The 12,440-nt window shown below is 72.3% G+C and carries 11 protein-coding genes; 7 read left to right on the forward strand and 4 right to left on the reverse strand.

Going from position 1 to position 12,440, the window contains the following annotated elements; all coding sequences use genetic code 11:
• Nucleotides 1-19: 19 nt before the first annotated feature.
• Nucleotides 20-1,600 carry a Na+/H+ antiporter gene (locus J2X59_RS10025; protein WP_066654174.1) on the reverse strand — a complete coding sequence of 527 codons (1,581 nt, stop codon included), beginning with the start codon at nucleotides 1,598-1,600 and terminating at the stop codon, nucleotides 20-22.
• Nucleotides 1,601-1,896: 296 nt separating this feature from the next.
• Between J2X59_RS10025 and J2X59_RS10030 the strand changes: the two genes are divergently transcribed.
• Together J2X59_RS10030 and J2X59_RS10035 are read left to right on the forward strand one after the other, a co-directional pair.
• Nucleotides 1,897-3,660: a hypothetical protein gene (locus J2X59_RS10030; RefSeq protein ID WP_326496573.1), complete on the forward strand. Its 1,764-nt coding sequence runs from the start codon at nucleotides 1,897-1,899 to the stop codon at nucleotides 3,658-3,660.
• A complete protein-coding gene (locus tag J2X59_RS10035; RefSeq protein ID WP_326496574.1) occupies nucleotides 3,651-4,385 on the forward strand; it encodes a hypothetical protein in 735 nt (244 codons plus the stop codon). The genes J2X59_RS10030 and J2X59_RS10035 overlap by 10 nt, the downstream gene beginning before the upstream one ends.
• 31 nt (nucleotides 4,386-4,416) lie before the next feature.
• Here the strand turns inward: J2X59_RS10035 and J2X59_RS10040 are convergent, their stop codons facing one another.
• From J2X59_RS10040 to J2X59_RS10050, 3 genes are all read right to left on the reverse strand, one after another.
• Nucleotides 4,417-5,538, reverse strand: a complete 1,122-nt coding sequence (locus tag J2X59_RS10040; protein WP_326496575.1) for a DUF475 domain-containing protein — start codon at nucleotides 5,536-5,538, stop codon at nucleotides 4,417-4,419.
• A 165-nt stretch (nucleotides 5,539-5,703) separates the two neighbouring features.
• The gene (locus tag J2X59_RS10045) at nucleotides 5,704-7,281 is read right to left on the reverse strand and encodes a helix-turn-helix domain-containing protein (RefSeq protein ID WP_235426588.1); all 1,578 of its coding nucleotides are present in this window, start codon (nucleotides 7,279-7,281) and stop codon (nucleotides 5,704-5,706) included.
• 92 nt (nucleotides 7,282-7,373) lie between these two features.
• Complete coding sequence (locus tag J2X59_RS10050) at nucleotides 7,374-8,528, reverse strand: hypothetical protein (protein WP_326496576.1); 1,155 nt, start codon at nucleotides 8,526-8,528, stop codon at nucleotides 7,374-7,376.
• A gap of 115 nt (nucleotides 8,529-8,643) precedes the next feature.
• On the opposite strand from J2X59_RS10050, the gene J2X59_RS10055 reads away from it, so the two are divergent.
• From J2X59_RS10055 to fliN, 5 genes are all read left to right on the forward strand, one after another.
• Nucleotides 8,644-8,946, forward strand: coding sequence for a flagellar FlbD family protein (locus tag J2X59_RS10055; RefSeq protein WP_066654183.1), 303 nt, complete (start codon nucleotides 8,644-8,646; stop codon nucleotides 8,944-8,946).
• Between the two features lie 2 nt (nucleotides 8,947-8,948).
• The gene (locus J2X59_RS10060) at nucleotides 8,949-9,764 is read left to right on the forward strand and encodes a motility protein A (protein WP_066654185.1); all 816 of its coding nucleotides are present in this window, start codon (nucleotides 8,949-8,951) and stop codon (nucleotides 9,762-9,764) included.
• Nucleotides 9,765-9,766: 2 nt separating this feature from the next.
• Entirely contained in the window at nucleotides 9,767-10,699 is a 933-nt protein-coding gene (locus J2X59_RS10065; RefSeq protein ID WP_326496577.1) for an OmpA/MotB family protein, read from the forward strand.
• A 152-nt stretch (nucleotides 10,700-10,851) separates the two neighbouring features.
• Nucleotides 10,852-11,733, forward strand: a complete 882-nt coding sequence (locus J2X59_RS10070) for a flagellar motor switch protein FliM (RefSeq protein ID WP_251155453.1) — start codon at nucleotides 10,852-10,854, stop codon at nucleotides 11,731-11,733.
• Nucleotides 11,730-12,437, forward strand: coding sequence for a flagellar motor switch protein FliN (fliN, locus tag J2X59_RS10075; RefSeq protein WP_326496578.1), 708 nt, complete (start codon nucleotides 11,730-11,732; stop codon nucleotides 12,435-12,437). Before J2X59_RS10070 ends, fliN begins: the two co-directional genes overlap by 4 nt.
• Nucleotides 12,438-12,440: the final 3 nt, after the last annotated feature.

The raw sequence follows: 12,440 nt of genomic DNA on the forward strand, positions 1-12,440 counted from the left end.
GTCCGCCCACGGGGCGGGCTCAGGTCGGCGTCGATCCCTCGAGCCGCGCCTCCTCGGCGTCGTAGCCCGCGCGCACCTGCCGGAGCACCAGGTCGTCGATCTCGTCGTCGTCCCGCAGCCGCAGCAGGGTGGCGGCCTTGTGCCGGACCAGGGCGAGCTCGAGCGCGACCGTCGCGTCGTGCCGCTGCAGCGTCGGGTGGTCCTCGTCGTCCTCCTCCCGAGCCTGGATCACATCGAGGTGGGCCTCCAGGTCGCGCCGGACGCGGTCGATCGTCGCCCGGTCGGCACCTGCCCTGCGCGCCAGGCGGGGGAGCGCGTCGAGCGCTTCCTCGACCGCCGTGCGCTCGGCGTAGCGGCGTTCCTCGCCGACGGACTCGTCCTCGGGGAGCGCCGCGCGCCGCAGGACGGCGGGGAGCACGAGTGCCTGGCCGACGATGGTCACGACGACGACGCCGGCGGTGACGAACACGATGAGGTCGCGGTCGGGGAAGGCGCCCCCGGACTCGAGCGTGCGCGGCACCGCCACCGCCATAGCGAGGGAGACCGCACCGCGGAACCCGGCGAAGCCGCTCACCAGTCGGTCGCGTCGACCCTCCCGCGGTTCGCCGCCGAACCGCCGGGTGACGAGCCAGACGGTCCCGCCGATCGTTCCCTCGAAGGCGAACCGCACGAGCACGAGCACGACGGAGACCGCGAGCACGAGACCGACGCCGCTCCACAGCTCACGGGCGTCGAGGGCACGGGCAGCCACCATCGCCTCGATGCCGACGAGCACGAACAGCGCACCGTTGAGCAGGTACGTGAGGAACGACCAGAAGGCGCGGACCTGCTGGCGGGTCTCCGCCCGGTCGAGCTTCGGAGCGACCTGGCTCACGACGATGCCCGCGGCGACGACGGCGAGCACCCCGGACGCGCCGACGGCCTCGGCGCCGAGGAACGCCGCGAACGGCACGAGCAGCGTGACGAGGTTCTCGAGCACGACCGTGTCGACCCGCCGGAGCACGAGCGAGCCGAGCCACGCGGCGAGGAGTCCGGCCGCGACCCCGCCGACGTACGACAGGACGAGCATGCCGGAGACGTTCCAGAACGTGAGCTCCTGCGTCCCGACGGTCACGGCGACCGCGATGCCGTACACGACCAGGGTGGTGCCGTCGTTCACCAGGCTCTCCGCGCGGAGGACCGTGACGTTCCGGCGGGGCAGCATCTTCGTGAGCACGCCCACGGCCGTGGCGTCGGTCGGGGCGACCGCTGCGCCGAGCACCCAGGCCGGCCCCCAGGGCATGCCCAGCAGGTGCAGGAGCGTCGCCACGACGCCGGCGGTCACGACGACGAGCAGCGTGCCCATCAACACGATGCCGCGCAGGTTCTTGCGGATCTCCCGGAGCGACGTGGTGAGGCTCTCCCAGTAGAGCAGTGCGGGGAGGAACAGCAGCAGCACGGCCTCGGCGGGCAGCTCGACCCGACCGAAGGTGGGGACGAAGGCGAGCAGCGCGCCGATGACGAGCAGGAGCACGGGCGGCGCGATCCTGATGCGGTCCGCGACGGCAGCCGTCACGGCGATGGCGAGCCCGAGGGCCACCACCAGTTCTGGACCGAGCACGTGTCTCCTCAGGATTCGTTGCGACGCGTCAGTCAACGCCGAACGTGCTGCACGTCCTTCCCGATCGGTCCGGCACGGATGGTCGAGGGCGGCTATGCTCCACCTGTATGGGGGTACAGTTCGACGACGGCGCCGCGCAGGGACTCGTGACGGCAGCATCACACGCAGACCGGGTCCTTGCTGAGCAGGGGGCAGGGAGACGGGGCTCGGCAGAGTCGGCGTCGCAGGAGTTCCGGGGCGCGTACGCACGCCTCTTCCAACAGGCGTGCGCGACCGAGGCCCAGGATCGAGCCCGCTTGGCGTCGGTGCTCGACGACCTGGCGCGGCAGGTCCGGCTTGCCGCGCAGCTGGCCGCCGAGGAGCGCGCTCGGCTCGCCGACGTCGCGGCCTGGGACGCGCGTGAGGCGGACCGCGCTGAACGACGGGACGACGACGCGGTGCAGTGGATCGCCTCGGGGGTGGAGGGGCTCTTCGACCCGCGGCCGACCGCGCCGCCCGTGCAGCCCCCGACGGTCGCCGTCGCGTTCTCGCCCACGCAGCGCATCAGGACCTCGACCGGCTCCGGATCCGCGACGAGCAGCGCCGACCCGACCGACCTCCGGAGCTTCGTGACGCACGCCCGAGCGGCCGACACCGCGCTCCGCGCCGAGGTGGACCGGGTCGGGACCGCGTGGTCGCGCTTCGTCGCCTCGTGTTCGTGGGTGCCGACCGGCGGCCAGGGGTTCGTCGACGGCGCTCGGCGCCTCGTGGACGAGAACGACGCGGACGCAGGATGGATCGAGCACGTCGCTGGCGCCTTCGAGCAGGCGGGCAGCGGCACCCTCACCGACCGGGTCCTCGACCTCGTCGTCGCCGCCGCCCTCTCCGCCGAGGGTGTCGACCCCCTCGAGGTCCTGTCGCACATGGATCCGGAGGTCGGAGCGGCATGGCTGGCGGCGAACCCGGACGTCCTCGACCGGCTCGTCGCGGATCCACCCGCGTGGGGGACGTCGTCGACGGTGCTGTCGGCGATCGTCGGAGCGGCCCGCGCCGCCGACCTGCCGCCGACCCGGTACGCCGACGTGCTGCAACGCATGTACGTGACCCGTGCGGCCGAGAAGGTCGGCATCGACATGGCGACGTGGCAGCTGGACCGTGGAGCTCCGGCACTGATGCCGCAGGTCGCCGGCTCGTACGAGTACTACGCGAGCCTGTACCTCGACGATCCCGCCTTCACGTGGGCCGGCATGGCGAACATGGTCGGCCCGGACTTCGCGGCGGGCTTCCTCGACCTGCACTCGTTCCGCGACCACATCCAGACGGCACGTCCGCTGGCACCTCCGTCGATCCGACCGCTCATCGACCAGCTGGCCGGGATGGGCGACGACGAGATCGCCTTCTACGAACGCACGTTCCTCGGCATGCAGAAGGACATCTTCCTGGACGCTTCGACGATGCACGAGGCCTACCTCGACGGCGGCATGACGAGCATCGACGAGCTCCGTGCCGCGGGGCTCCTCCGCGGTGCGAACGACGACCCGGTCGACGCCGCGCTGTCGGAGCGGCAGACGTACTCCGCCTGGCAGGACATCGACGCCGGCAGGCGCACGGGGGACCAGGACCGCATCGCACAGGGCAACGAGACCCTGCTGCTCCGCGAGCAGCGCGACACGATCCAGGGTGCCTACCAGCAGATGCACGACCGCGAGCCGACCGGTGAGGCGCTCACGACGATGCTGGGGATCGTCGGCGACGCGTCCATCCCCGGAACCAAGACGCTCGGCCAGTTCGAGGGCGGCATCGACGTACCGGTCGACGTGAACCCCTTCAGCCCCGGCACACAGGGCTGGGTGGACCACTGGTACATCCCCCAGGGGAACATCTCGGAGTTCGGGACCCGGTGGGACTACATCGAGGGCGACACGCTGCCCGCGTGGCAGCAGCTCGTCCAGGACGACCCCGACCGCGCCCGCGAACTCGTGGGTGGGTCGGTCCCCGATCGGATCCAGCAACGTCGGCTCGACAACCGCATCCCGGAACTCCTCGACAACCTCCACGACTCGGAGCTCGCATGGCACTGAACGCTCGTCGCCCAGGGATCGCGGCAGCGGTCGTCGCCACCGCGGTCGTCGCCCTGCTGTCGGGCTGCGCCGGCCCGCCACCGGGCGCCCAGCCCGACCCCTCCACCCGTCCCGACCGAAGCGAGACCGACGTGCAGCACAACGGCCCCATCCCGACCGCCATGCGCCTCGAGGACGGCGTGGAGGTCTGGGACCTCACCGGCACGCCGAGCGTCGAGGCGTTCGGCGTCGACACCGACGGCGAGTCGCCGGTCCGGAACGCGGTCGCCGCCTACAGCTCCACCGATGATCGACCGGCACGCTTCGTCCTGCCGGGAGACCGGGTCGTCGACCTGCCGGTCGGCGAGGTGATCGTGACCGTCGACGACTACCCGGACGGGCTCACCGACTCCTCCGGCGAGGTCATCACCCCGGCAGGCCGGTCGTTCGTCCTGCAGGTCGAGGGACCGACGACGTCCGGTGCGGCCGCAGGGGTCGCGGCCTACCGGGACGCGCTCGAGGCGGCCGACCTCCCGACGGACGGAGCGGACGAGCTGCAGGAGAAGGTGGAGTCAATCCCCTCGATCGACGGGACGGAGACGAGCGAGCGGCTGGGCGCGAGCACCGACGTGCCCGTGCCGGACGGGATGTCCGCGGCGCTCAGCTCGCGGTTCCGTCCGTCGGACACGACGCCGACGTTCCGGATGCAGCTCTTCGTCTCCTGGGAGCCGGTGCCGATCCCCTGAACGGCGAGGGGTGGCACGGAACGCGATCGCGTCAGCCCGCCAGGGTCCGCCGCCGGAACCGTCGTGCCCATGCCCGCCACGGCAGCGAGCTGGCCAGCGCGAGACCGATGACGACGGTGCCGAACCAGGCGACGACCACCCCGGGGACCGGCACGAGCAGGCTCGTCCAGAGCAGCACCGCGAGGACCCCGAGGACGTAGGCGGCCCCGGCCTTCAGGTACCGGAGGCGCTTGAGCGTCGCCGCCTGGTCCAGGCGCGACGTCGTCCGGGCGAGGAACACCGCGCCGACGGCGATGGCTGCGACCGCGAGTGCGGCCTGCTCGAGCGCACCGAGTCCGTCCACGCCGAGCACGCCCGACCCCGACAGGCTGTACACGCCGTCGAGGATCTCGAACAGCATGAAGACGACGAGCCCGCGTTCGAAGACCACCGTCGATGCGTAGGCGTGGACCCGCCACGCGCCGCTCGTCCCGACCGCTCCGGTGTCCGTGCCGTCCACGCCCCGCAGCGCCCACCGGGCGATCCGCTTCGACACGAGGTACGCGCCGACGCCGGCCGCGCCGCAGACGGCGACCGGCAGCACCGTGTCAGGGGCCCACGCGTCGTGGCGTCCGACCAGGACGGTCGTGACGAGCACGCCGGTCGCAGCGGTGACCACGGACCAGACGCGCGGCCGCGCGACCCGGGCGAGCCGTGCCTCCAGACCGCCCAGCCAGGACCGCCGTGACAGGCGGTCGGTGTTGAACAGGTACTCGGCGAAGACCAACCAGATGAAGGCTGCGCCGAAGGCGGCCAGTGCGGGCCGGACCTCGGCGAGGTGCGCCGAGAAGGACCCGGGGGCGAAGACGGCCTCGTCGACGGCGGACGCGGGGTCCGCCGCTCCGCCGACGGCGACGGCCGCGGGTGGCAGGAGCAGGCGCATCGCGAGCACGCCGGCGACGATGCCGAGCGACAGGAAGAGCCGTCGTGCGGGGGAGTGCAGCCGACCGGCGATGCCCGCCATCGGGACCGACGAGTCCGCGGCCATCGCGATCTCGAGCAGGGCGAGTGCGGCGAAGGCCAGGGCAGCTGCCGGGCCGAGGGTGACCCACGCGGCGGCGGCGGCCGCCACGGTGAGGACGAGGGGGGCGGTCAGGAGCGATCTCGTGGCCATGTCCCCATGCAGCACCTGTCGGCTGGATCGCGCATCCGTCCCGTCTGGCAGACGCGTCGGAGGCACCGGTGCGTTCTCCGGAACGGGTGACGGCCCGTCCCCACTTGCGGGGACGGGCCGTCGGGTGCGGTGACCGGAGAGGTCGCCCGGGCGCTGCTGAGGGGATCAGTCGTGGAACGTCTCGATGGACGCGCCGAGCGAGTTGAGGCGCTCCTGCAGCTGCTCGTAGCCGCGGGCGATGATGCCGACGTTGCGCAGGACGCTCTCGCCCTTCGCGGCGAGCATCGCCAGCAGGATGACGACCGCGGGCCGCAGGGCGGGCGGGCAGCTGACCTCGGCGCCGGAGAAGTGCGTCGGGCCGGTCACGTCGAGGCGGTGCGGGTCGCGCAGGGTGACGCTCGCACCGAGGCGGGTGAGGTCGAGCAGGTGGATCGCCCGGCCCTCGTACACCCAGTCGTGCACGAGCGTCGTGCCCTCGGCCATCGCCGCGATGACGACGAAGAACGGCAGGTTGTCGATGTTGAGGCCCGGGAACGGCATCGCGTGGATCTTGTCGATCGGGGCGTGCAGCTCGGACGGGTGCACCGTGATGTCGACCAGGCGCGTGCGACCGTTGGCGGCGGCGTACTCCTCGCTGACGTCGAACCGCAGGCCCATCTCGGCGAGGGTCGCGAGCTCGATCTCGAGGAACTCGATCGGCGCTCGGGTCACCGTGAGGGTGGACGCGGTGACGATCCCCGCGGTCAGGAGGCTCATCGCCTCGACCGGGTCCTCGCTCGGCCAGTAGTCCACGACCTCGTCGATGCGGCTCTTCCCGGTGATGCGGAGCGTCGTCGAACCGATGCCCTCGACCTGCACGCCGAGCAGTTCGAGGAAGAAGCAGAGGTCCTGCACCATGTAGTTGGGGCTGGCGTTGCGGATCGTGGTCACGCCGTCGCGGGCGGCCGCGGCGAGGATCGCGTTCTCCGTGACGGTGTCACCGCGCTCGGTCAGCACGACCGACTTCGTCGGCACCTCGGTGTTCGCCACGTCGACCTCGTACCAGCCGGAGGTCGCCTCGACGTCGACGCCGAACGGCCGCAGGGCGATGAGGTGCGGCTCGACCGTGCGGGTGCCGAGGTCGCAGCCGCCGGCGTAGGGCAGACGGAACGAGCCGTAGCGACCGCTGAGCGGGCCGAGGAACATGAGCACGCTCCGGGTGCGCCGAGCGGCGTCGGCGTCGATCGCGTCCAGTCGCAGGTCCGACGGGGCGACGATCTCGAGGACCTCGCCGTCCTCCGACCACGTGACGGTGGCACCCAGGCTGCGGAGCACGTCGATGATGCGGTCGACCTCGACGATGCGGGCCACCTTGTGCAGCCGGGTGACCCCGCGGTTGAGCAGCGACGCGCAGAGCAGTGCGACGGCGGCGTTCTTGCTCGAGTTCACGGCGATGGAGCCGCTGAGCTTCCGACCGCCCTGCACCCGGAGGTGGGCGCGCTGCGGGGCGCCGCCGATCGAGACGATCTGCTGGTCGAGCGCGTCGCTGATGCGTGTGAGCATCTCGAGCGACAGGTTCTGTCCGCCCTGCTCGATGCGGTTGATCGCGCTCTGGCTCGTGCCGACGCGTTCGGCGAGCTGGGTCTGGGTCATGCTGCGGCCCTTGCGGGCGCCCCGGATGAGGGCGCCGACCTCGCGCAGCGGAGCGGCGGGCGCGGTGCCGGTCGGCTCGGCGGGCGTGACGACGGTGGTGGTGTCGGACATGGTCGCCACGGTAACACGCTCATGAGATAAAACAGGGGACATCGCCCGGCGATCATCCAGGATCGGATCGGGAATAACTCGTCCATGAGAGTTCAGGCCGGCAACCAGCCGCGGTCTTCGCCGCTCCACCGCCACATCGTCGAGCGGCCGAGCGCGGGTCGGGGGTCGCGCAGCCAGACCGTTGTGTCGGGGGTCCACCCGGCGATGACGCTCGCCGGGGTGCCGTCGACGGAGTCCGGGGTGCCGTCGACGGAGTCCGGGGTACCGTCGGCCGAGTCCGGGGTGCCGTCGGCCGAGTCCGCGTCGACCGGGATCGCGGTTCCGGAGGCGCGCAGCCACCCCCGCAGGGTCAGGTGCACCGCGTCGTACCGCTCGGCGATCGCGGCCCAGTCCGGCACCACCCAGGCGCCGTCGCGACCGGTCGCCCGGTACCAGTCGTGGCGACGGGTGGTGGCCGTGACGTCGATCGGTGCCGCACGGCAGAGTGCCGCCCAGTCCTCGGCGTCGTCGACCACCACGATGCGCGCGGACGGATCGACCGCTGCAGGGGCGACCGCAGCGCGCTCCCACCCGGTGTGGTCCTCGACCGCCCACAACCCGAGTGGCCCGCGGCCGTCGCGTTCGGTGGTGGTGTCGAGGAGCCCGCCGGGAGGGGTCGTCCACCACGTCCCGCTGATCCGCGCGGTGACCGGGTCGCCCAGGCCGTGGGAGCGTTCGTCCAGCAGCTCGCGCCGCCACTCGGCGAGCACTGCTGCGGCAGGGCGAACGGCGCCGCCGTACCCGGACGTGTCCGGGATGACGGTCCATCGAGCCGGAACCGGAGCCGTGGCGAACAGTGCCTGCACGCCGGGGGCAGCCGCGACCGCCGTGGCGATCCGCTCGTGCAGCGACCGCGGGACGACCGTCTGGAGCAGGACGTCCTCGGCGTCCGGCTCCTGCCACCACATCGCCGACTCCGCTGCGCGACCGAGGGCCGCGAGCACCTGGTCGAGCGTGGCCGATGCGGGGTCGGCAGCGTCGAACAGGGCCTCGACGGCGGTGACCACGTCGTCGTCCGACGGAGCCGGACGCGGCTCGGACGCTCCGGGTCCGAACAGCGAGACGCCGTCACCGCGGTGGACGGAGGTCCAGTAGGACGCCCAGAAGAGCGTGTCGTCGTCCGGCTGGTCGCCGACGGTACCGAGCACGACCTCCCAGCAGAGGCGCCGCCCCCGCGGCCCGGCGAGCAGGTCCTCGACGATGGTCACCACGCCAGGCTAACGGGGGTGCGACCGTCGCCGATAACGACCGGTGCACACCCACGGACGGGTCTGCATCCCGCCCCACGGACGGCGGCGGGACGATCGAGAACCAGGACGGGCCATGATCGTCGTCACACGACTCAACGGCAGCGCATTCGCTGTCAACCCCGACCTCGTGGAGCGCATCCAGGAGACGCCGGACACGACGCTCATCATGGTCGACGGCGCCAAGTACATCGTGCGCGAGTCCATGGCCGACGTCATCGGCCTCGTCGCCGCCTACCGCGCTCGGATCGTCGGCATGGCCTACGGCACCGACACCGCGGTGGACGCGACCGGACCGCAGCCGGTCCTCGCGCCCGTCGCGCCGCTCGTCACCAACGGACGACGCGACGCCGTCCGGAGCCAGGACGGGGGGCGCTGACCGTGGACATCGCAACGATCGTCGGCATCCTGCTCGCCTTCGGCGCCCTGTTCGGGATGGCGCAGATGGAGCACGTCGAGATGGCGGGACTCTTCCTGCCCGCGCCGATGCTCCTCGTCTTCGTCGCCACCATCGGCTGCGGCGTCGCGAGCACCACCATGAAGGACGCCCTCGCCGCGTTCAAGACCGTCCCGAAGGCGTTCACCGGCAAGGTCACCCCACCGCAGACGGTCATCGACGACGTGGTCGGGTTGGCCGAGACGGCCCGCGCCAACGGCCTGCTCGCGCTCGAGCAGGAGGCCGACAAGCACGACGACCCGTTCATGAAGAAGGCCCTGCAGAACATCGCGGACGGCACCGACGGCGACGAGCTCCGGATCCTGCTCGAGGACGAGATCGAGTCGAACGCCGCACCGATGCGGAGCGCCAGCGCGTTCTTCATGGGCCTGGGTGGCTTCGCCCCGACCGTCGGCATCATCGGCACCGTCGTGTCCCTGACCCACGTGCTGGCGAACCTCGGCAAGCCCGACGAGCTCGGCCCGCTCATCGCGAGCGCGTTCGTCGCGACGCTCTGGGGCCTGCTCACCGCGAACTTCCTCTGGCTGCCCTTCGGCGGCAAGCTCCGGAAGCTCGCGCAGCTCGAGGCCGACCGGCAGACCCTGCTGATGGAGGGCCTGCTCGCCGTCCAGGCCGGCAGCCAACCCCGACTGCTCGGTGAGCGCCTCACCGCGATGGTCCCGCCCGCAGCGCGCGGTGCCGGCGGCAAGGACGGGAAGACCGCGAAGGCCACCGCCGACGACCAGCAGCTGGCGGCCTGACCGTGAGCACGAACCCCCGCGGGCGCGGGCGCGGCCGGAAGAAGGGCGGCCACGACGAGGCCGAGCACCCGGACGAGCGCTGGATGGCGTCGTACATGGACATGATCACGGTGCTCATGTGCATGTTCCTCGTGCTCTTCGCCATGTCGTCGGTCGACCAGGAGAAGTACATCGCGCTGAAGAACTCGCTCGCGACGGGGTTCGGCGAGGTGAAGTCCGGCAAGGTCGACACCGCCTCGGGCACGATCGTGTCGAAGTCCCAGGTGACGAAGGACGGCAAGGGGTACGCGACGGACGAGTCCGACGCCGACCACTCGACCGCCGCGTCCGGCGCCGACGACACGAACGTCGACCCGGCGTCGACCGCTGTGCCTCCGGTCGCCTCGAAGGTCGACCTCGCGGCGGCACAGCGGGAACTCGACGACCTCAAGGCGATCGAGGCGGCCATCCAGGGCAACCTCGAGCAGGCGGGGGAGTCGTCGAAGGTGCAGTTCGCCGTCGACGACCGCGGCCTGACGGTCCGGCTCGTCGGGAGCGAGACCTACTTCGCGACGAACAGCGCCGACCTGTCCGACCAGGCCCGCCGCATCATGGACGCGATCGCGCCGGTCCTGAAGACCAGCGGACACGACGTCAGCGTCGAGGGCCACGCCGACCAGCGGAACTCGACCGCCCCGTACGCGACGAACTGGGAGCTCAGCGCCGCACGTGCGACCGGGGTGCTCCGCGACCTGGTCGAACGGGGCGGGATGCCGGCGGACCACGTGCAGAGCGTCGGCTTCGGGTCGAGCCGCCCGCTCGCGAAGGGCGCGAGCGACGCGGACAACACCCTCAACCGCCGGGTCGACATCGTCGTGCTGTCGAACCAGGACCAGGACGTCAGCGAGCTGATGCCCGCCCTCGCCACGGCGCAGGACGGAGCGCGACAGGGGTAGACCCCGGCGGGCAGGGCCCGCACCACAGCGCGGACCGGACCGCAGGACGCGCGCCGACGAGCGGCCACGGGTCGCCCGACGCCGAACCCGCCGCCGCCCCAGAACGGGGCACAGCGCTGACGCCTGCCCGTCGCCGGCCGACAGACGCACCCGTGACCGAGACCCTGCCAGCGCCCGAGGTGTACGACTTCGCGCGCCCGTCGACGCTCGCCCGCGAGCACGCACGGGTGCTCGAGCTCGCCTTCGAGACGTTCGCGCGGCAGTGGGGCACGCAGCTCACCGCGAAGGTGCGTGCCGTCAGCCAGGTGACCTGCGAGCAGGTCTCGATGACGACGTACGACGAGTACGCAGCGTCGCTGCCCGCCCTCACCGGCATGGTGCTGCTGCCGATCGCCGACACCGCGCCGAAGGGCGTGCTGCAGGTCCCGCTCGACGCGGCCCTGACGTGGGTGTCGCACGCCCTCGGCGCATCGAAGCCGCTGCCGACACCGGAGCGCACCTTCACGCCGATCGAGCAGGCGCTGGTGCGGAAGATCGTCGAGGACGCCCTCGACGACCTCCGCTACTCGTTCGGCGGGCTCCTCGCGCACGAGGTCACCACCGGCGGCTTCCAGTTCAACAGCCAGTTCGCCCAGGCCGCGCAGAAGGGCGACCTGATGATCGTCGCCGCGTTCTCGATCCGGGTCGGCGACCGCGTCGCACCCGGCACGCTCGCCCTGCCGGCGGAGGCCGTGCTGCCGCAGCTCGGCGAGGACACCACGAGCGTCTCGGCCGCCGACGCCCGCGCCCTGCTCGACGCCCAGCTCGCGAACGTCCCGGTCGGCGTCAGCCTCCACTTCGCGCCCGCCGCCGTGCTGCCCACGCAGGTGCTCCGGCTGGCCGTCGGCGACGTCCTGCCGCTGCCGCACCCGCAGCACCGCCCCCTGACCATCGCGGTCGACGGCGAACCCGTCGGTACCGCCGCCGTCGGCGCCAACGGCTCGCGCCTGGCCGGCATCGTCGTCACCACCACCGATCCGGAGCAGCACGCATGAGCGCCACCACCACCCTCCACGCCACCGCGGCCGAGTCGCTCGCGGCGCAGCTCCCGACGGCGGCACCCCTGACCGCCGTGCCCCTGCCGGGAGGCGCGACCCCGGTCGTCCTCGAGGCCGCCGTCGACGGTGTGGTCGCGTCCTTCGTCGGCGGGCTCTCCGCGGACCTCGCGCTGGTCCTCACCGACCTCGGCACGGTCGTCGCCGCGGGCGGCGCCGACGCCGGCCTGGTCGACGTCACCGACGTGCTCCGCCCGTCGCTCGAGGCCGCTGCCTCCGTGCTCGGCGTCGGTGTGCTCGGGGACGCCCGTCGCGAGTCGGCGGCCTCGCTGTTCGCCGACCCGGAGACGGTCGTCTTCGAGCTCACCGGGGGCGGGGTCCCCGGCGGCTGGTTCGCGCTGCGCGTCCGTGAGAACGGCACGGTCTCGGCACCGCTCGCCGCCGGCGCCGTCCCCGCCGGGAACCTCGGTCGCATCAACAACGTCGAGATGACGCTGACCGTCGAGATCGGTCGGACCCGGATGTCGGTGCGCGACGTGCTCGGCATGGAGCCCGGCGCCGTGGTCGAGCTCGACCGCAGCGCCGGTGCCCCCGCTGACGTGCTGCTCAACGGCCGGCTGATCGCCCACGGCGAGGTCGTCGTCGTCGACCAGGACTACGCCGTCCGCATCACCAGGATCCTCGACGTCGCCGAAGCGGTCTGATCC

Source organism: Curtobacterium sp. 260 (genome assembly GCF_030803485.1).
GTDB lineage: Bacteria > Actinomycetota > Actinomycetes > Actinomycetales > Microbacteriaceae > Curtobacterium.

Coding starts and splice junctions, on each gene's coding strand:
- J2X59_RS10035 (WP_326496574.1), top strand. CDS start 3,651: ATGGCACTGAACGCTCGTCGCCCAGGGATCGCGGCAGCGGTCGTCGCC.
- J2X59_RS10040 (WP_326496575.1), bottom strand. CDS start 5,538: ATGGCCACGAGATCGCTCCTGACCGCCCCCCTCGTCCTCACCGTGGCG.
- J2X59_RS10045 (WP_235426588.1), bottom strand. CDS start 7,281: ATGTCCGACACCACCACCGTCGTCACGCCCGCCGAGCCGACCGGCACC.
- J2X59_RS10055 (WP_066654183.1), top strand. CDS start 8,644: ATGATCGTCGTCACACGACTCAACGGCAGCGCATTCGCTGTCAACCCC.
- fliN (WP_326496578.1), top strand. CDS start 11,730: ATGAGCGCCACCACCACCCTCCACGCCACCGCGGCCGAGTCGCTCGCG.